The organism is Nitrosomonas mobilis, assembly GCF_900103035.1.
Taxonomy (GTDB): domain Bacteria; phylum Pseudomonadota; class Gammaproteobacteria; order Burkholderiales; family Nitrosomonadaceae; genus Nitrosomonas; species Nitrosomonas mobilis.
Window position 1 is genome coordinate 1 of sequence record NZ_FMWO01000032.1, and the last position, 23,765, is coordinate 23,765.

Annotated in this window: 22 protein-coding genes, 1 tRNA gene and 9 pseudogenes; 15 read left to right on the top strand and 17 right to left on the bottom strand. The window is 50.0% G+C overall.

Going from position 1 to position 23,765, the window contains the following annotated elements:
- Positions 1 to 729, bottom strand: a 729-nt coding sequence (gene istB, locus NSMM_RS02780; protein ID WP_143001835.1) for an IS21-like element helper ATPase IstB, incomplete at its 3' end; no start/stop codon positions are given.
- Between the two features lie 25 nt (positions 730 to 754).
- A complete protein-coding gene (istA, locus tag NSMM_RS02785) occupies positions 755 to 2,293 on the bottom strand; it encodes an IS21 family transposase (RefSeq protein WP_090284407.1) in 1,539 nt (512 codons plus the stop codon).
- A gap of 383 nt (positions 2,294 to 2,676) precedes the next feature.
- On the opposite strand from istA, the gene NSMM_RS02790 reads away from it, so the two are divergent.
- Positions 2,677 to 3,861 carry a cation:proton antiporter gene (locus NSMM_RS02790; RefSeq protein ID WP_245654661.1) on the top strand — a complete coding sequence of 395 codons (1,185 nt, stop codon included), beginning with the start codon at positions 2,677 to 2,679 and terminating at the stop codon, positions 3,859 to 3,861.
- Positions 3,858 to 4,319 carry a CBS domain-containing protein gene (locus NSMM_RS02795; RefSeq protein WP_090284410.1) on the top strand — a complete coding sequence of 154 codons (462 nt, stop codon included), beginning with the start codon at positions 3,858 to 3,860 and terminating at the stop codon, positions 4,317 to 4,319. The genes NSMM_RS02790 and NSMM_RS02795 overlap by 4 nt, the downstream gene beginning before the upstream one ends.
- A gap of 109 nt (positions 4,320 to 4,428) precedes the next feature.
- Here the strand turns inward: NSMM_RS02795 and NSMM_RS16365 are convergent.
- Both NSMM_RS16365 and gstA read right to left on the bottom strand, forming a co-directional pair.
- Positions 4,429 to 4,620 (bottom strand): annotated as a pseudogene (locus NSMM_RS16365) (IS21 family transposase); the annotation flags it as partial.
- Positions 4,621 to 4,795: 175 nt separating this feature from the next.
- On the bottom strand, positions 4,796 to 5,404 hold the full coding sequence (gene gstA / locus NSMM_RS02800) for a glutathione transferase GstA (protein ID WP_090284412.1): 609 nt from the start codon (positions 5,402 to 5,404) through the stop codon (positions 4,796 to 4,798).
- Between the two features lie 192 nt (positions 5,405 to 5,596).
- Here gstA and NSMM_RS02805 point away from each other — a divergent pair, with 192 nt between their 5' ends.
- Both NSMM_RS02805 and tnpA read left to right on the top strand, forming a co-directional pair.
- Positions 5,597 to 5,833, top strand: coding sequence for a hypothetical protein (locus NSMM_RS02805; RefSeq protein WP_143001836.1), 237 nt, complete (start codon positions 5,597 to 5,599; stop codon positions 5,831 to 5,833).
- Positions 5,799 to 6,088 (top strand): annotated as a pseudogene (gene tnpA / locus NSMM_RS02810) (IS200/IS605 family transposase); the annotation flags it as partial. The gene NSMM_RS02805 and the pseudogene tnpA, both read left to right, overlap by 35 nt.
- 104 nt (positions 6,089 to 6,192) lie before the next feature.
- Here the strand turns inward: tnpA and NSMM_RS02815 are convergent.
- The 3 genes and pseudogenes from NSMM_RS02815 to NSMM_RS02830 form a co-directional block, all read right to left on the bottom strand.
- Complete coding sequence (locus NSMM_RS02815) at positions 6,193 to 6,612, bottom strand: hypothetical protein (RefSeq protein ID WP_090284416.1); 420 nt, start codon at positions 6,610 to 6,612, stop codon at positions 6,193 to 6,195.
- 380 nt (positions 6,613 to 6,992) lie between these two features.
- Positions 6,993 to 8,048, bottom strand: a complete 1,056-nt coding sequence (locus NSMM_RS02825) for a zinc-dependent alcohol dehydrogenase family protein (RefSeq protein WP_218120985.1) — start codon at positions 8,046 to 8,048, stop codon at positions 6,993 to 6,995.
- Positions 8,049 to 8,204: 156 nt separating this feature from the next.
- Positions 8,205 to 8,393: pseudogene (locus NSMM_RS02830) on the bottom strand (type II toxin-antitoxin system RelE/ParE family toxin); the annotation flags it as partial.
- 54 nt (positions 8,394 to 8,447) lie between these two features.
- Between NSMM_RS02830 and NSMM_RS15035 the strand changes: the two are divergent.
- Positions 8,448 to 8,606 (top strand): annotated as a pseudogene (locus NSMM_RS15035) (IS256 family transposase); the annotation flags it as partial.
- Between the two features lie 9 nt (positions 8,607 to 8,615).
- Here NSMM_RS15035 and NSMM_RS15040 read toward each other — a convergent pair.
- A pseudogene (locus tag NSMM_RS15040) lies at positions 8,616 to 8,699 on the bottom strand (IS5/IS1182 family transposase); the annotation flags it as partial.
- Between the two features lie 102 nt (positions 8,700 to 8,801).
- A pseudogene (locus NSMM_RS02835) lies at positions 8,802 to 9,071 on the bottom strand (transposase); the annotation flags it as partial.
- A 561-nt stretch (positions 9,072 to 9,632) separates the two neighbouring features.
- Between NSMM_RS02835 and NSMM_RS02845 the strand changes: the two are divergent.
- Positions 9,633 to 10,304, top strand: a complete 672-nt coding sequence (locus tag NSMM_RS02845; protein ID WP_090284422.1) for an SDR family oxidoreductase — start codon at positions 9,633 to 9,635, stop codon at positions 10,302 to 10,304.
- 49 nt (positions 10,305 to 10,353) lie between these two features.
- Complete coding sequence (locus NSMM_RS02850) at positions 10,354 to 10,842, top strand: nucleoside deaminase (protein ID WP_090284424.1); 489 nt, start codon at positions 10,354 to 10,356, stop codon at positions 10,840 to 10,842.
- 11 nt (positions 10,843 to 10,853) lie between these two features.
- Here NSMM_RS02850 and NSMM_RS02855 read toward each other — a convergent pair whose 3' ends face one another.
- On the bottom strand, positions 10,854 to 11,663 hold the full coding sequence (locus NSMM_RS02855) for a VOC family protein (protein ID WP_090284426.1): 810 nt from the start codon (positions 11,661 to 11,663) through the stop codon (positions 10,854 to 10,856).
- A gap of 167 nt (positions 11,664 to 11,830) precedes the next feature.
- On the opposite strand from NSMM_RS02855, the gene NSMM_RS02860 reads away from it, so the two are divergent.
- Positions 11,831 to 12,160 (top strand): transposase, encoded by a 330-nt coding sequence (locus tag NSMM_RS02860; protein ID WP_090284428.1) that lies wholly within the window; start codon positions 11,831 to 11,833, stop codon positions 12,158 to 12,160.
- 27 nt (positions 12,161 to 12,187) lie between these two features.
- Positions 12,188 to 12,367, top strand: a complete 180-nt coding sequence (locus NSMM_RS15955; protein ID WP_090284430.1) for a hypothetical protein — start codon at positions 12,188 to 12,190, stop codon at positions 12,365 to 12,367.
- 175 nt (positions 12,368 to 12,542) lie between these two features.
- On the opposite strand, the gene NSMM_RS02870 is transcribed toward NSMM_RS15955, so the two are convergent.
- From NSMM_RS02870 to NSMM_RS02880, 3 genes are read right to left on the bottom strand one after another with little or no spacing between them, the layout of a single operon-like run.
- Positions 12,543 to 13,799 (bottom strand): NADH-ubiquinone oxidoreductase-F iron-sulfur binding region domain-containing protein, encoded by a 1,257-nt coding sequence (locus NSMM_RS02870; RefSeq protein WP_218120986.1) that lies wholly within the window; start codon positions 13,797 to 13,799, stop codon positions 12,543 to 12,545.
- On the bottom strand, positions 13,796 to 15,412 hold the full coding sequence (locus NSMM_RS02875) for an FAD-dependent oxidoreductase (protein WP_090284432.1): 1,617 nt from the start codon (positions 15,410 to 15,412) through the stop codon (positions 13,796 to 13,798). Before NSMM_RS02875 ends, NSMM_RS02870 begins: the two co-directional genes overlap by 4 nt.
- A 20-nt stretch (positions 15,413 to 15,432) precedes the next feature.
- Positions 15,433 to 16,194, bottom strand: coding sequence for a 2Fe-2S iron-sulfur cluster-binding protein (locus NSMM_RS02880; RefSeq protein WP_218120987.1), 762 nt, complete (start codon positions 16,192 to 16,194; stop codon positions 15,433 to 15,435).
- Positions 16,195 to 16,380: 186 nt separating this feature from the next.
- On the opposite strand from NSMM_RS02880, the gene NSMM_RS02885 reads away from it, so the two are divergent.
- The 3 genes from NSMM_RS02885 (at position 16,381) to NSMM_RS02900 (ending at position 18,726) form a co-directional block, all read left to right on the top strand.
- Positions 16,381 to 17,040, top strand: coding sequence for a GNAT family N-acetyltransferase (locus NSMM_RS02885; protein WP_090284434.1), 660 nt, complete (start codon positions 16,381 to 16,383; stop codon positions 17,038 to 17,040).
- Positions 17,037 to 17,930, top strand: coding sequence for a carbon-nitrogen hydrolase family protein (locus NSMM_RS02890; RefSeq protein WP_090284436.1), 894 nt, complete (start codon positions 17,037 to 17,039; stop codon positions 17,928 to 17,930). The genes NSMM_RS02885 and NSMM_RS02890 overlap by 4 nt, the downstream gene beginning before the upstream one ends.
- Before the next feature lie 586 nt (positions 17,931 to 18,516).
- Positions 18,517 to 18,726 carry a hypothetical protein gene (locus NSMM_RS02900; protein ID WP_090284438.1) on the top strand — a complete coding sequence of 70 codons (210 nt, stop codon included), beginning with the start codon at positions 18,517 to 18,519 and terminating at the stop codon, positions 18,724 to 18,726.
- A gap of 50 nt (positions 18,727 to 18,776) precedes the next feature.
- On the opposite strand, the gene NSMM_RS02905 is transcribed toward NSMM_RS02900, so the two are convergent.
- Positions 18,777 to 18,852: transfer RNA gene (locus tag NSMM_RS02905), tRNA-Thr, on the bottom strand.
- Between the two features lie 368 nt (positions 18,853 to 19,220).
- On the opposite strand from NSMM_RS02905, the pseudogene NSMM_RS02910 reads away from it, so the two are divergent.
- Both NSMM_RS02910 and NSMM_RS16950 read left to right on the top strand, forming a co-directional pair.
- Positions 19,221 to 19,891, top strand: a pseudogene (locus tag NSMM_RS02910) (IS1595 family transposase).
- Positions 19,892 to 20,051: 160 nt separating this feature from the next.
- Positions 20,052 to 20,349, top strand: a pseudogene (locus tag NSMM_RS16950) (transposase); the annotation flags it as partial.
- A 111-nt stretch (positions 20,350 to 20,460) separates the two neighbouring features.
- Here NSMM_RS16950 and NSMM_RS02915 read toward each other — a convergent pair.
- On the bottom strand, positions 20,461 to 20,775 hold the full coding sequence (locus tag NSMM_RS02915) for a BON domain-containing protein (protein WP_090284440.1): 315 nt from the start codon (positions 20,773 to 20,775) through the stop codon (positions 20,461 to 20,463).
- A 171-nt stretch (positions 20,776 to 20,946) separates the two neighbouring features.
- On the opposite strand from NSMM_RS02915, the pseudogene NSMM_RS02920 reads away from it, so the two are divergent.
- A pseudogene (locus tag NSMM_RS02920) lies at positions 20,947 to 21,231 on the top strand (transposase); the annotation flags it as partial.
- Positions 21,232 to 21,402: 171 nt separating this feature from the next.
- On the opposite strand, the gene ubiD reads toward NSMM_RS02920, so the two are convergent.
- Both ubiD and ubiA read right to left on the bottom strand, forming a co-directional pair.
- A complete protein-coding gene (ubiD, locus tag NSMM_RS02925) occupies positions 21,403 to 22,866 on the bottom strand; it encodes a 4-hydroxy-3-polyprenylbenzoate decarboxylase (protein ID WP_090284445.1) in 1,464 nt (487 codons plus the stop codon).
- Between the two features lie 23 nt (positions 22,867 to 22,889).
- Complete coding sequence (gene ubiA / locus NSMM_RS02930) at positions 22,890 to 23,753, bottom strand: 4-hydroxybenzoate octaprenyltransferase (protein ID WP_090284447.1); 864 nt, start codon at positions 23,751 to 23,753, stop codon at positions 22,890 to 22,892.
- Positions 23,754 to 23,765: the final 12 nt, after the last annotated feature.

Consider the following 23,765-nt stretch of genomic DNA (forward strand, 5'->3'; position numbering starts at 1 on the left):
ATCTCTTTTGCTCTTTCTGATCGACTCGCCGGACAGATCCAGTTTATGTGCGTTATGCACGAGCCGATCCAGAATGGCATCCGCCAGGATGGGATCGCCGATTGATTCATGCCAGTCGTCCACCTTCAACTGACTGGTGACGATGGTCGAGCGCTGGTTATAGCGGTCATCCAGTATTTCCAACAAATCGCGCCGCGCGGAATCCGTCAGCATCGCCACGCCCCAATCGTCCAGCAGCAGAACATCGACCTTGGCGAGCTGCGTGATGAATTTCACATAACGCCCGTCGCCATGCGCAACGGCCAATTCCTCGAACAGACGCGGCACGCGCACATACAGAGACGAATAGCCCAGCCGGCACGCCTGATTGGTCAAAGCACAGGCCAGCCAGGTTTTACCCAGTCCGGTCAGCCCCGTGATCAACACGTTCTGGTGCTCTTTGATCCATGAGCCTGCCAGCAGCCGGTTGAACAAGATTCGATCCAGGCCGCGCGCCACGCGGTAATCGACATCTTCCGGCGTGGCCGCATGTTTCAGCCTGGCGCGGCGCAATCGTGCCGTGGTCTGCATGGATGCGCGTTCGCTGGCCTCGCGTTCGACCAACAGGCCGAGACGTTCCTCGAACGACATGCGGTCAAGTTCGGGCAATCGCTGCTGTTCGTTCAGCGCCTTTGCCATGCCGAACAGGCGCAGTTGGTTGAGTTGCTGGTAGGTGGGGTGATTCAACATGCCGTTTCTCCTTGGTGGGTTGTGGTTAGTGGTAATACTCGGGGCCGCGCACCGTGCTGTGCGTGAGCGGCAAGGTGGTTTGCGCGGCTTCCGTCTGGATTTGTTTATCCAGCCCATTCTTGAGGATGGAGCTGACACTGCGGTAGTTGGCCGCGTTCAGGGCAAGCGCGCGAGTGCAGGCGGCTTCCAACCTCTGATTGCTGTAATCGCGACCCATGCGCAGCACGCCCAGACAGGCGCGGTAACTTTGTTGCGGGTGCTTGCGCTGCCCCAACATGATCTCCACCGTCGCGCGTGTGTCAGGCCCTACCTTCTGCGCCCAGTCGAGCAGGCGTTTGGCATTCCAACCCGCCACTTGCTGATGCGCCGGTGTCATATGCGCATCGATGGTGGTGTGCCGCCCTTTGAGCAAACTTCTGGCATGTGCGGCGATGCGGCTGCCGCGATGGAATATTTCAACCGTCGTTGCAGTGAAGCGCACATCCACTTCCTGACGAGCGAACCGGTACGGCGCCGAGTAATAGTGGCCTGCGATCTCAACGTGATAGTCAATGCCGACACGAGCGATCTTCCATTCGGCGAATTGGTAGCGATCCGCCGGCAATGCTTTGAGTGCCGGGCAGTCGAACTCGACGAACGCGCGGTGGCGGCAACCGGGCAGTTTCTTGAATGGGCGCTGGTTCAAGTCGGCCAGCAATGCCGATATGGCGCGGTTGGCCTCTTCCAGACTGAAGAAATGCTGGTTGCGCAGCCGTGCCAGTATCCAGCGTTCGACCACCAGCACGCCATTCTCCACCTTGGCCTTGTCGCGCGGACGGCGAGCGCGTGCCGGTAGAACCGTCACGCCATAGTGCGTGGCCAAGTCGCGGTAAGTCGGGTTCAACTCCGGATCGTAATAGGAGGGATGCTTGACGCCTGACTTGAGGTTGTCTGGCACCAGGATGTCCGGCACGCCCCCGATGAACTCGAAGGCGCGCACATGGGAGCCGATCCAATCGGGCAGCTGCTGTGTCCAGGTGGCTTCAGCAAAGGTGTAGTTGGATGCGCCGAGTACGGCAACAAAGAGTTGCGCATACCTGACTTCCCCCGTCAGCCCGTCAATAATCTGCAAGGTCTGCCCGGCATAATCGACGAACAGCTTATCGCCTGGCGTGTGCGTTTGCCGCATGGTGACCGACAGCTTGCCCACCCATTGCCGGCAGCGTTCGCAGAACCAGCTGTATTGGTAACCGTCAGGGTGTGCCGCTTTATATTCCTGCCACAGCAACTCCAGCGTAACGCTCTTCTTGCGCATTTCGCGATGCGCCCAGACCCAGTCCGGCTCGGACCGAACAATATCAGAAGGCACAACTGGCGGGAACAGCCGCCGTTCGAGTGCCAGATCACCCATACCTTCGGGTAGCGGATAGCTCAGGCCAGCGGCCTTGGCACGGCGAAGATAATCGCAAACAGTGGTCGGCGACGCGCCGATGGCGCGGGAAATTTCCCGGTTAGAGCGACCGCATTCGAAATGCAGCCGGAGTGTTTCTGTAATTTTGCGCATGGATAACCTGTTGTTGGCCATGTGGTCCCCCGGAAAAAATCTCCGAGGTTGCCACGGTTATCCCGCGTACCGCTACGTCTCTAATTTCACTGTCCAGTTTGACGTGGAATCAGTGTCCAGTTTGCTCTGGAATGGCTGTCCAGTTTGCCGTGGAATGCGTGTCCAGGTTGAACCGGAATTCAATAATTAATTGTTACATAGCCTTATAAAACTATCTTTAGAAGTGTCCTATTGTATTAAACCATTTCACCTTCGACATCGGCAGCTTCTGAAATGAGCGCATCAGCAATGGTGCGCTCGCTAGATTACTGGTAGTATTGACAATAACCAATTGAAAATTAACATGATATTCAACAGCTCAAGATGATGGGGGTTACGTAGAAATCCTGCTGATCGGCTTGCTGGTGATCTCCGGGCTGATACTCGGCGTACTGGGCAGCCACCTCTTTCATGTGCCCCGCGTGGTTGGGTATATACTCGCAGGCGTACTGTTTGCGCCAGATTTTCTGGGCGGCCCGTTAGGGGCTGAAGCCACCGAATGGACCCAATCGGTTGTTGCCGTTACCCTCGGAATCATCGCTTACCTGATCGGCGGCGCTGCCACCGTTGCGCAGTTGCGCCAACTCGGCTGGATGATCGTCAGCGCCACACTGGGCAAGGTCAGCGGTAGCTTTGTGGCCGTGTTGGTGGGCTTTACGCTATTGGGCACAACCGTAGCCGATGTGCCTGCCTGGACGCTGGCCTTGCTGCTTGCCGCGATTGCGACCACCACCGCTCCCGGCGCTATTATGGCCATAATTCACCAATATCGGGCCCGCGGCCCACTCACCACCGCGTTGCTGGTCATGGTCGCGCTTGACGATGCGCTGGCGCTGGTGATTTTCTCACTAGTACTGGCAGCTATTGAAAGCACCGGCTTCGCCGACGCGATTCCAGTCGTTATCTGGGAAATCGTTGCGGCAATCGGCCTGGGCATGGCTGGCGGCTATGTGTTAGAGCGCGGCGCTCGCTACCTGCCAGAACAGGAGTTAAAGCTGGCGGCCCTGCTGGGTGTCATCATCCTGCTCACCGGGCTGGCTAACGCCTGGCATTTTTCACCGTTGCTAGCTGCGACGGTGCTTGGCTTTTCCGCCCGAATGTTCGCTGGCAAGCATCCCGAGCCTTTATTCCGGCCACTTGAGCAGCTTCAGGAAGTGGTATATGTGCTGTTCTTCACTCTCGCCGGGTTGCATTTCGCGCCTGCGGTGGTGTCCAGTCATGCAGGACTGATTGTATTGTATTTTCTGCTCAGAGCGGGCGGGCAAATTATCGGTGCGATGATCGGCGCGCAACTCGCTGGTGCGCCACGAGTGATCAGCCATAATGTGGGTCTGATTATGCTGCCTCAGGGTGGTGTGGCCATCGGCATGGCACTGATGCTCACCGGAGTGCCAAGCCTTGAGGATTCCGCGCTGCTGATCATTAATATCGTCACCGCCACCACGTTGCTGACCGAAACCTTTGGTGCAGTGGCCACACGCTTTGGGCTGTCGCGGGCAGGTGAACTCGGTCAGCTTGCTAAAACCACCAAGATGAAGGAGTCGACATGAAGACCAGCGAATGGCTCAAAGCTCATCCGGCCAAGGCATTGACCGTCACTGGCGACTGCAGTCTTAAGCACGCCGCACGCTTGCTGCTGGACGACCCCGAAGGACGCGATCTGTTTGTTCTAGACACCGAAGGGAAAGTCCGCGGGCACTTGGGCTTCTGGCACGTGGCGACCCTTCTGTTGGCCAAGCTGCACCCCACACTCAGCCTGCGTGAACTGATCGAGCGGATCACTATAGGCACCGTTGCCGACCATATGGACGATCAGGTGATGTGTGCCGGAACCGATGAGGATATCGACGACATTCTGTATCAGCATGACCTGTTCCAGCAGCACCTGGACCGTCGTGTTGAAGACATCCCGGTTGTCGACGGGCAGCACCGTCTGCTAGGGGTGATTCGTTTATCCGATTTATTACGCGAGGCCATCAGTACCGATAACGGCACTCTCACCGATTAGTCCGAGAGTAGCCCGTCTTTCATACACGTCTTCATGTTTGACGCTACGCGAGAGATATAATACTTTTCTCTTGGTTTTAGTGCGGTAAGAACAGAAATTTTTAGCATAAAACCGTAGCTTTGAGTGTTTCTCGCCCACGATGGATCGTGGTGAAGTCCGCCTGCATTTGCTGGCCAGGTGCGGTTTCGAAACGTACCACTGGATCTGGCTTTACTCGTGGTTTCAAACAAGCCATACAGCTGCTCAACATCCGTATCTTGCCCTGATAACCCTGTGCCAGTATCTCCTGTGTTAACAATAGCAGTCCCCTCGTAGAAAAAATGACCAGCTTAATTCAGGGGGGGGCAATTTTTAATTGCCGTTAGGAGACATTTTTAAATCGTATCGCCAAATGTATCAACAGTGCGATACAAGTAAGCCCATTTACCCTTAGCCAAGGAAGGTGAGTAATTGATAACCTATCGCTTGTGCTCGGACTAGTGTATCAGCCCTTCCTTCTGCATGGCTTCTGTGACCGCTGGGCGCTCAGCGACTCGGGTCATATAATCCATGAGTGTCGGCCACTTGCTCATATCAACCTTGTGAAACCTGGTCCAACTCAGTGCCGTAAACAGGTACGCATCCGCAATGGTGAATGAGTCACCCAGCAAATACTGCTTGTCATCAAGCTGCTCGGCCAAAGAATCACAGCGCTTGGCAAAGACGGCAAGCTGAGAATCCTTCCACTCTGGCGTAATTCTCGGATTAAAAAGTGCGCCCAGTGTTTTGTGAATCTCCGTTGCGATGAAATTTAGCCATTCCATCAACCGATAACGCTCCATGCTGCCCAACTTTGGCGCTAATTTAGAATTCGGTTTTTCATCGGCGATGTACTGCAACAGCACGGCGACTTCGCTCAGAATCTCTCCGTTGTCGAGCTTAAGGGTTGGTACATAGCCATTTGGATTCACCTTGGTGTAGTCTTCGCCGTTTTCGGTCTGCTTACTGGCGAGATCGACTTTCTCCAGTTCAAAGCTAAGACCTGCTTCGCGCAGCGCGATGTGAGGAGCCAGAGAGCAGGCGCCCGGTGCATAATATAATTTCATACTAGTCCTCATCAGTCTGGATTGTGATTGACTCGCAGCTCTGAGTTCTGTCGCATTAAGCGCAAAAACGTATATTTCAGATGAGCTGAAATGTCATCATTTTAAGTTAGGCGTTCTTGAATAAATCGGGGCTGGCAGCGAAAATATAACCTGTCAGGCGTAATGCTGAGAATTTTGCCTGCAGAGAAACCAATGCCCTATAAAAACAACAAAAGCCGTCGTCATAAGATCGAAAAATCTCGCTATAAAATGACGAACTGGCACGAGTATAACAACGGATTGCGGCGACTGGGTGATATCACGATTTGGTTTGTGGAGGCGGCAATTGCTAGTAGCGCCCGATTTGCGGCAAGCCGCAGGAATATTCTGATCTCGCCGACCAACATGGACGCATTGCCTGGCAATAGAAGACAGGGTGTATGTGAGTAAGGATCATGTGCATATACCGATGAGTTGTCCTCTGAAGATGGCGCCGAGCGAGATCATGAAGCGGATAAAAGGACGGACATCGAGCTATCTGGTTAAAGAGTTTCTTCACCTGAAGAAGTATTGGGGAAGGCGTTTTTGGGCGCGAGGGTGCTTTTACGCGACTGTAGGTTAGATGACAGGGATATGATCAAACAATACCTGGAGCATGATTTTGAACCAAATCCAAACGATATTTTTAAAATTGAGCCGGAATAAAAACGCGTCGTTTAGTCGACGCGTATCCAGGCTTTCAGTCCGTAACCCACCGGCTAAAGTCGGTGGCTGTTTATTCAGCGAGGCTGACCCGTATACCTAGAGCCTTACTTCAATATTTCGATAGCAAGCCGGTGGTATCTGTGTACAAACTTAAAGGGCACACGTCGGATAACATTCATAGCGCGATCAGACGTGAGTTTGTCGGGAGCATAAATCACAAGAAAGGATCCACCCTTCTTTGCTGCTTCCAAATGAATTTTAATGGCTTCATCAGCCCAACCTAAGCGTGGAAGAAAGCCCGTATTTGCGTCGAGATTTTCCGTTGCGACTTCTGTCACTTCTTCGCATGGGAAATAAACACAGTCGTCTGGCTCATACCCGCCAGTCTTCATGTCCTGCTCTACCTTTTGTGCGTCTTCATGGTTCTGGAATGCAGCGACCAGATAGCCGACGGGATAAAAAAGACCAAAACTTGTCGGATATTTCGGTTTCTCATTCGTGTTAGTTGCATTCTGATCCGTCATACCATCTCCTTTGTTTTGATTAAACCTTAGCCATAACACATTTAGCGCAATACACAACCCTATGTGACGAATTCGAGAGACAAAAAACCTGTTTTTTTTGTGATGCTTGTCGAAAAAATCCAGTCAGAAGCTTTTCTATGCCAATCGCTGCACAGCATTTCACTCGCGCTGCTTAAAAAGCAGACAGCTCTCTCGTAAAAAAAATGAGGTTTTCTGGCAAACACTAAATAGATGTACAGCTGCACCATGCGCCATCCATCGCACGAGGGATAGCTCCGCACCGCTTACAGAAAAAGGCTATCAGTTCCCATGGGCGCAGTTGGTGCAATGTAAGCCCCGCGCTGAGTCTTGGTCAAATAAACTCCCTTTCGATCTCGGCTTTAACTATTATCAACAATAATTTTTAGCGCTTTTTCTTTACTCGCATTACTGAACACCTCATAGGCGCGCATAAAATCGCTAAATGGGAAGCGATGGGTGATCAGCTCTGCCGGTTTTAATTTACCCGATTCAAGGGTCTTCATCAGCATTGGTGTGGTATTGGTATTCACTAAACCAGTGGTTAACGTAATGTTCTTAATCCATAGCTCCTGTAGCTGCAAATCCACACTGGTACCGTGTACGCCCACATTAGCAATATGCCCGCCAGGTCGTACCACATTTTGGCAAATATCAAAGGTTTCCGGGATACCCACCGCTTCAATGACGACATCAACACCGTCTTTAGTCATCGTCATCAACTCGGCTGCGGCATCACTTTTGGCGCTGTTAATCACATCTGTTGCACCAAATTTCTTCGCCATGGCCAGGCGTGAATCATCCACATCCACCATTACTAATCGCGCGGGTGAGTAAAACTGCGCCGTTAACAATGCCGCCATTCCAATGGGGCCTGAGCCAATAATCGCCACGGTATCACCAGGTTTCACTGCGCCATACAGCACACCGATTTCGAAACCGGTCGGCAAAATATCACTAAGCATCACCAGTGCTTCTTCATCTACGCCTTTAGGGACATGATACAGGCTGTTATCAGCATGTGGGGTGCGTACATATTCTGCCTGAGTACCATCAATTAAGTGCCCCAGAATCCATCCACCATCCTCACAATGTGCAAAAAGCTGCTGTTTACAATAAGCACATTTACCACAAGAGGTGACGCAAGAAATCAGCACGCGGTCGCCTTTCTTAAAGCGACTCACTGCGCTACCGACTTCTTCAACAATACCTACTCCTTCGTGACCCAAAATACGCCCCGATGTCACTGCTGGGACATCTCCTTTAAGAATATGCAGATCTGTTCCGCAAATAGTGGTTTTAACGATTTTTACAACCGCATCGGTCGGTTGCAAGATTTCTGGTGTGGGCACGCTTTTCAATGATTTAACACCCGGTCCACCGTAAACAATGGCTTGCATTTGCTTTGGCGTAGTCATGCTGCACCTCCTCGTTGTAGGCGTTCAAAAATAACGCTCTCTATGGTACTACAGCGTAGCTGGACAAATCGGACATAGCGTCGAGAATATGTGTACACCGGACTGGCACGCACTGGTTCAAAGTCATGAGAATTGTAGCCAGTACTAGCAGATCGACTATGCGCCCAGCAGTCTTTTCGCCAATACTGATTGCCTGTCACGATACCCGTCAGCAATCAGATAGATGATGACTTGGCTGCCTATGATGCGGTAAATCACGCGGTACGGCTGGCGGTATTCTTTGATGCCAAGGCTGACCAGTTCCTTCGAGTAGCTGCCGCGTTCCGGGAATTTTGACAAGCTCTCACAACGTTCATCAACTCATCCTACTCAGCGAGTTGTATTAAAGAGCATCTATTTATACCTTGGTTGTATCTGAGAGGGGTTTCAACAGGAGATTTCACAGAGACCTTAAAACACCTGCTGGGAACAGACGCGCCTGGATTATCGCCTGCGACAATCAGCCGCTTGAAGCAGGACTGGGAACAGGATTATCAAAACTGGACTCGCCGCGATCTGAGAACCTGTTCAAAGTCTTTTTAGCAGGGTTACTAGAAATGCCAAGCGAATGAACTGTAAGCTGGTATTGAGCAATCGCTCGCAGTTTTTATAGAAAGCCTATCCAATTTGAAACTGGTATGGCAAAACTAAAAAAGATCCTGATTAGCAACGAACGTCAGCCATTCGAATAGAGTGCAAGGGCTGCGGAGTGGTCTAAGCAGTGGCGATCAGCAATCGTTCGTGCAGTGAGCAAAGATCAAAACGCCGGTTGAATCGGTAACTGAAGGCGGCAAGATAGCGAGCGGCATACTTGCGGAAGTTGAAAGTATGGTAACAACCCGACAAGCTGGTCTTGAGATTGCCGAGGATAGTGTTGATCCACCGGAACTCGGGAGTCTCCTTTGGTTTGCGTCCGGCGATAACTGTAAAATGGTGACTACAGCCAATTTTGGTGACGGCACCAAAGCAGGCCAAGGCATCCGAGAACTGGATAAATCTGACTTCTCAAATAAAAACCTTCCAATCGACCTGGGCCCCTCAACTCGAATTCTTGACCTGGCAAAATTTCAACAATTGTCAGAAATTCCAGTTGAGTTAGAATGGCATGCGAATCTGGACAATGAAAATACAAAACACGCTTACAAAAATGCATTACGTGATTTCATGCAATTTACTGGGATTTGTAAACCAGAGGAATTCAGGAATGAACCGAAGAAACGTGATCTTTCCGAGTCAATCATTCGGAACAAATTAGCTTCTATTTCATCTTTGTTCAAGTATCTATGTGACAAGAACGCTGTTACCCATAACCCGGTCAAGGGTACAAAACGTCCACCTGTAGAAAGCTATGAAGGTATCAGGAAAAGGGAGGAAAGACCGACACTTGCCTATCCATCCTGTGGTAAGTGGATTGATACATGATTACCTGTAAGAATCTGATCATGGGCTTGATGAATCAGGCCCATTATTTAGGTCACTTTCTAATAATCGTAATATTAACAAAACTGCTGGTTTATTTGCTGATTTGGTAACAAGGAGATGGTTATGGCTGAGAAGCATGTTGTAGTGATTACCGGCGCCAATCGAGGCATCGGTCTGGAGCTTGCGCGCCATTACGCTCGCTCGGGCTGCAACGTTATCGGCGTCTGCCGCGAAGCTTCGGCAGAGCTCAAAGATGTAGCTGCCAAGGTTGTTGAGGGCGTAGATGTTACCCAGGATGCAGGCCTTCAGGCGATGATTGCTGCGCTGGCGAACCAGCGCGTTGACCTGCTGATCAACAACGCCGGCTTGTTACAAGACGAGCAGCTGGGCAGCATCGATTTAGACTCCATTCGCAAACAGATGGAAATTAACGCTTATGCGCCATTGCGTGTGGCGGAAGCGTTAATAGCGAATATTCCTTCCGGCGGCAAGATTGCCAACATAACCAGTCGGATGGGTTCAATTGCGGATAACGACTCTGGTGGCCGTTACGGTTACAGAGCCTCAAAAGCAGCCCTTAATGCGTTTGCAAAATCTCTCGCTATCGACTTGAAGCTGAAGGGTATTGCCGTTGCCTTGTTGCACCCGGGCTTCGTGAAGACCCGCATGGTGAATTTCGGTGGGCTGATTACCCCTGAGGAGTCTGCAAAAGGGCTGGCGGCCCGCATCGAAGAGTTGAATCTGGAAAATACGGGTTCTTTCTGGCACCAAAATGGTGAGTTATTGTCGTGGTAGTAGAACCTTGTGTTCAGATCTTATTCTTGTGAATTGATGAGGGTGGCATGTGATTAATCAGATTGATATGCATTTTCTTGAGCGCGCGGTTGAACTGGCGGAGCAGGCGCTGAATAAGGGAGATGAGCCTTTTGGTTCAGTGCTGGTATCAGCCCAGGGTGAGGTGTTGTTTGAAGATCACAATCATGTTGCCGGTGGCGATCATACTCAGCATCCCGAGTTTGCGATCGCTCGTTGGGCAGCTCAGAACCTGACAGTGCAAGAGCGGGCGGAGTCAGTGGTTTATACCTCTGGAGAGCACTGCCCAATGTGCTCAGCCGCCCATGCCTGGGTAGGGCTTGGCCGCATTGTGTATGCCAGCTCCTCTGAGCAACTAGGTGCCTGGTTGCGTGAAATGGGCGTGCCGGCCGCGCCGGTCAACACCTTGCCCATAAACGCTGTAGCTCCCAATGTACCAGTTGCAGGGCCGGTGCCGGAATTGGCGGAACGCATCCGCCAGATGCATAAAACCTTGCACAGGAAACCCGCGGATAGTTGATATTTGCGGTGTTATTTGCTCGCGCCAACTACGGCGAACCACGCTCCTTGTGGATCCTGGGCGACAGCGATATAGACGCCACCCGGCACTTCCATAGGGCCGTGATGTACTTTGCCGCCTGCGGCTTTGATTGCCTCAATCTTGTCCGATACGCTGCCACCCACGCCGAAATAAGGTAGCCAGTTAGACACCGGCGCTTCGCCAAGGGTCATCATGCCGCCGATATCCACATCGTTGTGGCGGAACAGTTGGTAAGAGCCCATGTCGCCCATGTCCATGGCTTCCCCTTTGGTCCAACCGAACATCTTGGAATAAAAGGTGAATCCCGCTTTGGGGTCGGTGGACATCAGCTCGTTCCAGTTGCCATGACCGGGCTTGTTCTGATTGAACGCGCCTTGGCCCGCTTCAGCCTTAACGCAGTCCGCCTCCAACATAGTGCTCATGTCCGTTTGCAGGATGCCAAATGCCGAACCCTGCGGATCGGCCAGTATAGCGAAGCGGCCGGTGCCGGGAATATCTTCGGGGGCACGGTGGACGCTGGCCCCTGCCGCCTTGGCACCGGCGACAAAGTTATCGGCATCGTCGACGGCGAAATAGATCAACCAGAAAGGTGGCATATTCGCCACATCGTCGGGCATAACCATCAGGCCGGCGACCTGGTCGCCGTCGGATTCAGCCAGGTAGTAGTCGAAGTCCATCATCCCCGAATCCTCGACCTTCCAGCCAAAGATCACACTATAGAAGTTCGTGGCGGGTTCTAGATTGCCCTTGCTGGTCGCCAGTTCATACCAGCAGGGGTTACCGTGATTGCTAGTGCTCATGGTCTAGCTCCTTTGGTGCTGTTTGCATTTATCAGACGGAATTCGTCATATCCGTGCCATTTAATAATAATAAAAAAGTAACTGACAGTTGGTTAAAAAAGACTAAGTAAGAGTTCTGCGCAATTCAATTGTGTCGCAGTCTTGTTTGGTTTTTTTGGCTTGACGGAATGCAGGCGTTTTATAAAGCCGCGCGGATTCATATCATCTATGAAAACGCCCGTTACTATCATGCCCAGTTAATGAAAGGCTACCTGGCGAATTCCAGAATCGAACTGGTTTTCCTGCTACCTCGTGCGCCGGACCTCAATTTGATCGAGTGGTTCTGGAAATTTTTCAAGAAAACCGTACTGTATGGGCGCTACTACGAAACCTTTTGCCAATTCAAAACAGCGTGCGACAACTTCTTTGCCGGACTAGACCAGCACCGCGCCTCGCTACGCTTGCTATTGACCGATCGCTTCCAAATCATCGGTCACGCTTGTGTGCCAAAAATTTGAAGTGCGGTGGGTATACACCACGATGTAATGCAGGATATTTTCGCACGGGAAGCCATCAACCCGGATCAGGTGGTATTGCATTCGGACAATGGCAATCCGATGAAAGGTGCCACCTTGCAGACACTTGGCGTCGCAGCACCGTCGCTTAGATTCTGCGTGGGTACAAAAACGTGCCCATCCCACATGACTCGGACAGATTATGTTTGAAGTCCGTTCGCCTTGAGCCTGTCAAAAGGTAAATGGGCTTCGACAAACTCAGCCCGAACAGAGTTAATATTTTACCCTTACAAATCAACAAGTTAGTCAAAATAGATGAATTTTCCGGCGGGAAAGTTTGCGTCATGGGAGAAAATCGAGAGTGTATCTGTGCGTTATTTCACGGCTAATTTAAGTCATCATTTAATGACTCTTTATATTCATCCAGAAAATGATAAAGCGAGCTATCTACAACTTTTACAGCACCATCCAATAAATGACAGCGCCCGCCTCCCGGTAAAATTTTGCATAAATCAACCAGACTATCCAGATCGGCCTTTGAACCTTTGCCCGTATCTATTTCACCCAACAATTGAGACATATAGTATGTACCCGTTTTACAAGCGGGGCATTGGCCACATGATTCTGCCGCAAAAAAATCAACATACTGCGCCACGCGTTTAACAATACCTGTACCACGTGACACTACAATCATTGCACCTGTACCCAAAGCTGAACGTCTTTCTGAAACAGATTTAAAATCCAGATTAACATCCAGATCTTTTTCAGTCAGAATGGTATTTGATGGGCCGCCGGTAAATACTGCTTTCAGCTCCTTACCTACCAACATACCCTGCCCATAATTAAATATGAGCTCCGTTAAAGGTGTGCCCATTGGCAATTCATAAACACCGGGTGAAAGCACATCACCACTCAAGCAATATATTTTCGTGCCATTCGCTTCGCCTATACCTAAATCTCGATACCATTGCACACCGTTACGCAAAATATGCGGGACGTTACATAAGGTTTCTATATTATTAATCAGGGTAGGATGCCCATTAACACCTGAACTAGTAGGACGCGGCTCTTTACCTCTTGGAAAAGGAAACTTGCCCTCGACTGATTCAATGGCGGCTGTTTCTTCCCCGGCAATATAGTGTCCGCTACTGGCAACTATTGTGTATTTTAGATTTAAGCCCTGCTGTAAAGCATTATGGTAAATTTCAGAAGCAAGCCATTTCGCCAAGGCACTTTGCATAACTTCATGACAGGTTTTGAGGTTAGGATTAATATAAAAAACAACATTATTTATACCACAGGCTAACGCGGCAATCGTTGCGCCTTCAATCACCTGAAACGGTGTTTCTTCTAATAACACTCTATCTTTAAATGTACCTGGCTCGTCTTCATTGCCATTACATATCAAATACTTTTCCGTATTTGTCTGATCAGCAATGGCTTGCCATTTTATATGTGTCGGAAAACCGCTGCCGCCAAGACCAAGCAAACCTGCGTCTCTAATCATAGAAACAATATCAGCAGGACGCTCCATGGCATTCTTTAAACCTTGCCCACCCCAGCTATTTTTCCAGAGTATATAGTCTGCACCCACTCTGCTATTTTTGTGCAACAGAACCTGATTAAGCACATTTTCCATCATTTACTCTTTATATTCTTATGTAGTCCGGAATAATCTGAATCTGTCTCGAACTTTGCATAAGCTGGGAATAAAATAGGACCTTTTGGATCCATTGGCATATCAGCAAGCATCAACTCCCTGCGCAATCGACTTAAATGTTCAATAGTGACTTTTCTAAAAGGCTTCCTTGGTGAGTATTTGGCAGCATGGATGCCTGCTCTGCGGCCGAAACTTATTATTTCCAGAAGCGAATTACCCATTAAGCGATTACGTCCATGAATACCGCCACTCACTTCACCGACACAATACAAGCCCGGAATATTTGTTTGCCCATGCTTGTTAATGATAACGCCACCATTCTGATAATGAAGTGTTGGATAAATAAGTAATGGTTGCTTACGCGGGTCTATGCTGGACTTTTTGCCTATTTTAATTAGTTTAGGAAATCGAGCGTTAAAAATACCTGGATTTTTAAGCTCTAAGCCAGGGGTATCAATCCAGATGCCTTTTATACCATTCCCTGCATCTACGCCTCGCCCTTCTGCACATTCACGCATGATTGCCGCCGCGACCTTATCTCTCGACTGTAACTCATCAACAAAGCGCTCTCCCTGAGCATTTAATAAGTATGCACCGGCAGATCTCACACCTTCGGTAATTAACGTGCCGGATAAATGCTGCGGATACGCCAGGCCAGATGGATGATACTGAAATGAATCAAGATCCCGTAGCTTCGCACCTAACCTGTATGCTAACACCAGCCCATCACCCGTCGCGCCGAAGTGGTTTGATGTAGGAAAACCATTCAAATGCAAACGACCTATTCCACCCGTGGCAATGATCACAGACTTGGCCTTTACCAACTTATAACGATTGTCCTCTAAAGAGGACAGCACAGCGCCTGTACAATGACCATCCTCATCGGACAGCAACTCTACTGTAGGCACATAATCCAGCACCTCAATTTCACTGCTGCGCACCGCCTCCTTTAGCACTCGCATCATTTCAAGACCAGTGTAGTCCCTGAAATAGACCACTCGAGGGGCCGTGGTTCCGCCCGCCTTTCGGGTAAGCAAATCACCATATTCATCCAGATCAAACTGCATTCCTTGCTGGATAAGCCAACGAATAACATCAGGCGCACTCATTACCATTTCAGCGACCAGTGTTTTATCAACCGACCTATCTGCACTACGCAACGTGTCATCATAATGCTGCTGTGGCGTATCATCTTTTTCTATAGAAACCTGCACACCACCCTCAGCCATCACGGTATTACTGTCGCCTAAACGTAATTTAGTTGCGATAAGTACACGGGCGCCGGTCTCTGCGGCGGTTAGCGCGGCGGCACACCCGGCACCACCACCGCCAATAATCAATATATCTGTTTCAATGACTTGTGCACCTGCAAGATCGGCCTCATCAATTCGTGCATCTGCCTGTAACATCTCGGCTAATTGAATATGGCAAATATCGCCCTTGTTCGGACCAATCTTAAGTTGAACGCACGCATCTTTGAAATAATCCGGGTGATATTTTTCAAGCAACCCCTCATAGTTCACTTCAGGCAAAGGTCTTTCTGCAACGGCCTTATAGTTAGCTAATGCTTCCTGGTAAGATATATTGTTAGTCATATAAATTATTTATCTCAGCATCAGATGACGACTTTAAGCTCGCCCTTGCGTAGTCGCTCAAGCCTATTTATTAAATTTGATGGGCGTGTATGCAGGTGAGCAGTGACTCGACGAGAAAAAATGCCAACATGATTCGGGGCAATATTTTCAGGGCATGCACTTTGGCAAAGATCACACAGCACGCATTCTGTGAAAAGATCACCGGCTTCTCTGAAACGTCCCTTGGCGGCAAGAATCACGCCTTTTTCGACATTTATCCCTTTAGGGCAGGTTGTATTGCAACCACCACAATGCCGACAATTTTCTGCTTCCGGGAAAATCGTATGGAAATTGTTCTGTACTTCCCATGAATTACGGATATCTTCTAGTTTGTAATGCTGTTGTGCAGGCGTTGGGAAAGCCAGGAAATTAACCTGCATGCCTTCTTCAATTAGTACCTGACAACCTAATTCAGTAGTAATGTTCTGAGAGTTTTGCCTGCGCACCAATACCCGGCAGGTGCCGCAAACACCCTCAAGGCAACCCACGCTTTTTATCCTCGGATAGCCCGCATGCCATAACGCCTGAATAACTGATAAATACTCCGGAGCGCTTATAGCTTTACCATTAATAGTCGCATTTATTAAAGTTTCTGTAGTTTGGTTCATATTTTGACGACTTATAGGCAAGAATGTGTTCATTTTTGTTGGCACTGACTTCTGATTGACCAGCAATGCCGGGTTGAAACTGACCAGGTAGAAATTGTTGCGTAGCGTACTACGCAGATGTAGATAAGTCGACAAAAATTGTAATTGGTTTTGATCTCCTGTTGAAGTTTATATGGTTTTGATTTGGTGGCTAATCACAGTGAAGGGCGCCTCAAAAAAATCCAATCTTTGTCACACGCAAAGTGATCCGAATCTGGCGACAATTAGGTTTAAAAAAGCGTAAACTGGCCATTGGTTAAATCACACGAATCATAGTTCAGTATGAGCAGGAAAGTTGTTATTCGCAATACCACCCATGCAGATGTAACTCCGTTGATAGAGTTGCAGAAGCACGTCTATCCGACTATCCCGCCCTGGCGTGAGGATCTGCTGCTGAATCAGTTGGAAGTGTTTCCTCAGGGGCAGTTCATCGCCGAGATCGATGGTGAGTTGGTTGGCGCGTCGAGTTCGTTCGTGGTGCTGTGGGATGAATGGCGGGTGGAACATACCTGGAAAGAAATCACCGCCCGTGGCAGCTTCAACACCCACAATCCCGAGGGTCGTACGCTATATGCCGCCGAAGTATTCGTACATCCGCACAAACGCGGTGCGGGGATAGGGCATGCACTGTATCACGAGCGTCGGCGACTGTGCCGTCGGCTCAATCTGAAACGCATCATGGCTTGCGGTCGCTTGCCAGGCTACCATCTTTATGCTGACCAGATGTCCGCCGAACTTTATGCGCAGAAGGTCGTGTGGGGCGATCTTCATGATCCGGTGCTCAGTTTCCAGTTGCGCGAAGAATTCCAGTACTGCGGCGTCGTTGTCGGCTACATACCGGAAGATCAGGAGAGCCGCGGCTATGCCGCACTGATCGTCTGGCTCAACCCGCGTTACAATGCAAAGAAACCTAATCTCATCATGCAAGGAGAAGCTTCGTGAAAGTCCGTATCGCCGCCGTGCAGTATCTACTCCGTTCAATTAAAGACTGGGACGGTTTTGAAAACCAGGTTCGCTTCATGCTCAAGGCATCCGCAGAATATAAGCCGAACTTTGTAATGCTGCCGGAGATTTTTACCAGCCAGTTGCTGTCATTCATGGATGCGGATAACAATATCAAGGCTGCTGTGCGGCGCATGCACGACTTCACCCCACGCTATCAGGATCTGATGGCCGAGATGGCCAGGAAATACGGGTTTTACTTGATCGCTGGCAGCCACCCCAACCTGCGCGACGGCCTGCTCTACAACACCTCATTCATGTTCTCACCGCAAGGCGAGATGTTCATGCAGGACAAAATCCACCGTACCCGCTGGGAGCGCGAAAAGTGGGATACCTCGTCAGGAAGCAAGCTGCACCTTTTTCAGACTGAATATGGCGCGGTCAGCATCCTGATCTGCTATGACATCGAGTTTCCAGAATTGTCGAGGATGGTGTGCGAGGCGGGCGCAGATATCCTGTTCGTGCCATCATCCACCGACGACCGCCAGGGTTACTGGCGGGTGCGCTACTGCGCCCATGCGCGCGCCATTGAGAATCAGGTCTACGTCGCGATGACCAGCACCGTGGGAAACCTTGCGGTGGAAGGGCTAGGTATGCATTACGGCCAGGCTTGCATCATGACGCCGTCTGATTTTCCGTTTTCGCGCGATGGCATCGCTTCGGAAGGTGTGACCAACATGGAGCAAGTGGTGGTCGCAGATGTCGATCTCGATGCGCTGATGCAGAACCGAATCAACGGCACGACCATCCCGCTCTACGACAAGATGCGCGAGGTGTATCAGAATCCTGTTGATATCATTAAAACACAGAACAGCACAACGAAATCCTGATAGGTTGGCGAAGGCCGATACTATGGGGCACGCCGTTAGAATGCGGATGACTTTAGGACTTAGTGTAACTGGAGAGTTAAATGAATGTAATCGACATGGCGGACAAAATCATTTTCACCACGAATTTGGTGTTCCCAGAATAGCCGTCGCCAGATAGTGGGTTCGCGATGTCTGAGTTTTGATGCAGCCACCCAGTCGGCATGACGATAATCTTCTCTGCAGGCCAAAGAAACCGCTCGCTTGATTATCATCCAAAGGGTAGAAAAATCAGCATCACCGTCAGGTAATGCAAATGGTCAGGCAACAATATCCATGCATCAATGACGAAAGGACGTGCCACACGCACCGTTTCGATTGTGGCGCGCAATGCGTTACGAATCGCTATGCCACATAGAATCGACTACCGGCCGATAAGCGACCACCGTAAAGAATCCGCGTGGGCACAAAACCGTGCCCACCCTACATGGTTAACCAGGGGGCAAATTTAAATTGCCGATGAAGCGGTAAAAGGGGTCAAAATTACATTGCCGTTGACGCCGTGTGCTAGTTCAGCAAGACCGAGTGGTCGAAGGCCAACGTCACGGAGGTGTTCTCCCCGTACAGCGTCCGCATAAAAAATCTGATCGAGGACCTCAACAAGTTCTACACCCTGAAGATGCGACCATCGGGGCACGACATTGACAAGGGATTCGCCAAGGGCATGACGCCCGAAGCCATGCCCTTGTACGACAGGATCGCTGCCGGTGAGTCGGTCAGCATCGAGGAGTACCGACAGCAAACGGCGCTTGCGCTGTAGGCGACAGAAAACAAAAAGGCCACCCATGCGGGTGGCCTTTTCACATCAAGTGGTGCCGGAGAGAGGAGTCGAACCCCCGACCTTCGCATTACGAATGCGCTGCTCTACCAACTGAGCTACACCGGCAAAAATCAAAACTTGTTCAAACCGTGTCTGTAGTACCACCTTGTCATCAGACCGCTTGCGGCCCGAAGGCCTTGCCGTGCTTAGCTTCTGCCTTCGTCATCAAGGCATCGCCGTCCTGATTACGAATCAGCTAGTCTATCAACTGAGTTACTGCGGCATAGAATTTGCATGCACCAAATTATAACGCAACTTTGTGACTTTTCATCAAAAAGTGTTTGAAATATTAAGAATAAATATATTATTCAATACTGTAGCAGCGAAGTATCATGGATTTCATGCCCTGATTAGAAAGATTGTTCAGCTAAGCCCGATTTTTTTCTATGATAAAGCGCATATCGCCTAAACAAACCCCTCAAAGAGGAACTGCCATGGCCATGAACCGCATCCAATTCCAGACAGGCTTGCCTTACCTCCATTTCTTGTGAAGTTTGGTACAGATGAGCAATACGTGGATGTATTGGAGGCATCCCGTTGGCCGCAAAGATCTAGCTACCCAGGCTGCGGCAACGCAAATTATTACTTGCTTAAGGCAGGAAAACACAAGAATTTCCAATGCAAGTGCTGCCGGTTGCAGATATCTCTGATCGCAAGTATCTTGCTCCAAAGCACCCACCTGTCGCTAAGCATCAGCTTCTGCTGAAGAAGGCGATGGTCGAACGGGGTGCCAAGTACACGTTATGTGGCAATGTCCACGCGGATGATGCTTACCTTGGCGGAGAATTGGCTGGCGGCAAGGCAGGTCGGGGCTCCAAGAGCAAGGTGCCTTTCTTTGCTGGCTGCCCGCACCGGGCAATCGTTGCAGACGGTCACAAGCCTAAGGATCTGCCAGAATTCAGCTGGATCAACACGGTTTTGGGCAACATCAAAACCAGCCTGGATGGCGCTTATCATACGTTCGATTTCGCAAAATACGGAACCTGTTACCTCGGTGCGTTAGTTTACCGTTTTTAACCGGCGCTTCCAACTTGAAGCGCTCCCTCTGACGTCTGTTCGTCGCCGAGCCACTATCGGGCCTCGCCCAGCACGCTGGCTGCGGTAAGCTGAAGAATCCTTCTAATCAGAGAGGTATTATGTATCCTGGAAGATCAGCACCGTTTCATCCTGCATCATCACGTGATGGAGCGGCAAACCAATGATCAGGCTACGCTTGTCATGGCACCGTTGAGACTAGGAAACGCTTTCCTGCTCTCAACGCCTGCAGAAAGAGTTTAGAGCATAAAACCATCGCAGCGGAGCTGAATGCGGACGTCTATTTCGCCCATTCCTACCATTCATGGAAGCGTGGCTTGAACGAGAACAGCAATGGGTTGCTGCAGCAGTATTTCCACAAGAGGATGGAATTGATTGAGGTTACCCAGGATACAAGTACAGTGGGCGACGGATAGACTCAACCATCTGCCACGCAAGGTGCTTAGATTCAGAACTCCGTTTGAGGTATTCTCCGGGAAGACGGTGCGCTACACCAAACCACCGTTAAGCGTTGCACTTCGAAATTGAATCCGGACCAGGTAAATCAACTCGGACGTGATTGATGTGGCCTAATAGACCACATCAATTTCCTGTTTTGGTCTTGAAAGTGCCCTCAAGGAGTCTAAGCGCAATCTATCTTTACTTGATTTGCATGTCAGCCTTAACAGACTTCACTCCTTTGACCGTGCGCGTAACTTGAATAGCTTTATTGATATCAGCGCGAGAACTGACGAAGCCACTCAGCTGAACGATACCTTTGTAAGTTTCAACATTTATTTCGTAAGCACTTAATGTAGGCTCATTAAAAATAGCTGCTTTGACTTTGGTAGTAATGACAGAATCATCAATAAATTCTCCCGTTCCTGACTGGCCCGGTGTTGAGGCACACCCAACAAGAGAAAGCATCAGGATAGAAAGAAATAAAGCAGCAAAATGCAATTTATATTGTCTCATGGCGTAGATCTCTTAAGTAATTTACCAAACTCGAAAATTCTCCAGTGAATCGGTTTTAATTATGTCAGGAACCGTATATTGAGTATGTGCGCTAGCGCACTATACCCACCAGGTCCTCAAAACAATTTTGTGGTTAATGCTGACCTTCCTTTGAGTAAAACGTAAATGGGACAGACTAGGAGAACTAGAGCTCGTACCTTGAACGGCACGGCATTCCTGCGCCTTGTTCTGCAACACATCCTGCTCAAAGGCTACCATCGCGCTCGCCACCTCGATTTTTTGCATCCCAACAGTCAATTCTTCGGCTGGCGCAACTCATCAAGCAGGTGGCCGTGCCACCCCCAAGCCCTCGCCCGGCGGTATGTTGCTCATACTGCGGCAGGCGGTGTGCTGAAAATTATCCGTACCCGAATCAAACCATTCATCGGCCGATTGCGAACGTCAGCGGCGGATTGAGAAGCGACCATGTGACGCAATCCACACTCATCCAACTCACTAAATCCGGTGGAAGCGGACATGTTCATCCTGAAAAAGACAGGAACCAACGTGAAAAAAACCTCACTTTAATCGAACGGAAATCTGGTCAGTTTATAAAAAATCGCTGAAGAAGTAATTTATAGTCGTATATTAAAATGGCAACTGTTGCCAAAGTTCATCAATACGCGTCTTAACCGCGGCATCCATTGCAATCGTTCGCCCCCATTCACGGGTAGTTTCGCCCGGCCATTTATGCGTAGCATCAAGTCCCATCTTGCCACCCAATCCCGAGATCGGGCTGGCAAAATCAAGGTAATCGATCGGTGTATTTTCGACAATCAGGGCGTCTCTGGCCGGGTCAACGCGGGTGGTGATTGCCCAGATCACTTCTTTCCAGTCGCGGATGTCGATATCATCATCGGTAACGATGATGAATTTGGTATACATAAACTGACGCAGAAAACTCCATACGCCGAACATGACACGCTTAGCATGGCCAGCATACTGCTTTTTCATGCTGACGATTGCCAGCCGGTAGGAACAGCCTTCTGGTGGAAGATAGAAATCAGCTATTTCGCTAAACTGTTTCTGCAACAGTGGCACGAAAACTTCGTTAAGCGCAACTCCGAGAATCGCCGGCTCATCCGGTGGCTTACCAGTGTAAGTTGAGTGATAAATGGGGTTACGGCGCATGGTCATGCGTTCGATTGTCAATACCGGAAAGGTGTCCTGCTCATTGTAATAGCCGGTGTGATCACCAAATGGTCCTTCTACTGCGGTCTCATCAGGATAAATGTGTCCTTCCAGGACAATTTCCGCACTTGCTGGCACCTGCAGATCATGCGTCAGACAGCGCGCCACTTCGGTACGGGCGCCGCGCAGCAAACCGGCGAACTGGTATTCACTGAGACTATCGGGAACCGGTGTCACTGCTCCGAGAATAGTGGCGGGATCGGCGCCCAGTGCAACGGCTACGGGATAAGGCTGCCCGGGATTTACCATGCAGAAATCTCGGAAATCGAGTGCGCCGCCGCGGTGTGCCAGCCAGCGCATGATGACCTTGTTGCGTGCAATAACCTGTTGACGGTAGATACCCAGATTTTGACGAGTTTTGTGTGGGCCACGGGTTACGGTCAAACCCCAGGTTATCAAGGGAGCGGCATCTTCCGGCCAGCAAGTTTGAATCGGCAAGCGCGCCAAATCGACTGCTTCGCCCTCCCAGACAATTTCCTGGCAAACCGGGCTGGTAATGACCTTCGGGGCCATATTCATCACCTGTTTCAGTATAGGCAATTTTTCCCAGGCATCCCGCAGCCCCTTGGGGGGATCCGGTTCCTTGAGGTAGGAAAGTAGTTTGCCGACTTCCCGTAAAGCAGCAACTGACGACTGCCCCATTCCCAGAGCAACACGTTGCGGAGTGCCGAACAGATTACCCAGAACGGGCATGGCGTGACCTTTGGGGTGTTCGAACAAAACCGCTGGACCGGCCTGCTTCAGCAGACGATCACAGATTTCGGTCATTTCCAGCCGAGGATCGATTTCAATATCAACACGCTTTAGCTCACCGCGTTGTTCAAGTTGTGACAAAAAATCGCGCAAATCCTGATATTTCATGAATTACCCTGGATATTGATCAATCAGGCAAATGCTGTATCCAGCGCAATGCCAATGAATACGGTTGCTCCCACCACGTTATTATCTAGAAATGCCCGAAAACAATTCGAGGGATCACGGTCACGAATCAATTGATACTGGTGCAGCACCAACCCCGATGCCATCAGCAAGGCCGCATAAAACCAGATGCCGCGCTGTGCTTCTAACCCGACATAAACAAGCAGGCTGAGAAAAGCCACATAACACAGCATTATGCCTGCTACATCAAAACGCCCCAACGTAATCGCTGATGTCTTGACACCTATTTTCAGATCATCTTCCCGATCAACCATTGCGTATTCGGTATCGTAAGCAATTACCCAGCACAAGTTGGCAAACAGCAGCGGCCAGATGATAAAGGGTAAGCTGTTGGTCTGCGCTGCAAATGCCATAGGGATGCCGAAACTGAAAGCAATACCAAGATACGCTTGCGGCATTGCAAAGAAACGCTTGGTGAATGGGTAAGAGGCTGCCAGCAATAACGCAGGTATTGATAACAGAATGGTGAGCTGATTCAGTGGAAGTATCAATACAAACGCACACAAACTCAACCCAGCTGCAACCAGCAGCGCCTCTTTTGGCTGAATTGCGCCACTTGCCAGTGGTCGGTTTCGCGTGCGTGCCACATGCGGATCAATGCGCCGGTCAGCAAAATCGTTGATCGCGCAACCGGCGGATCGCATCAGAATCGTGCCCAGCACAAAAATGAACAGAACGTTGAGATCCGGCAGACCATCAGCAGCCAACCATAGCCCCCATAACGTCGGCCATAGCAGCAACAGAATGCCGATCGGCCTGTCCAGACGCACCAGTCTTGCATAGAGAATCAGTTTTTGCCTGAACGTCATAACCTTGTGTCA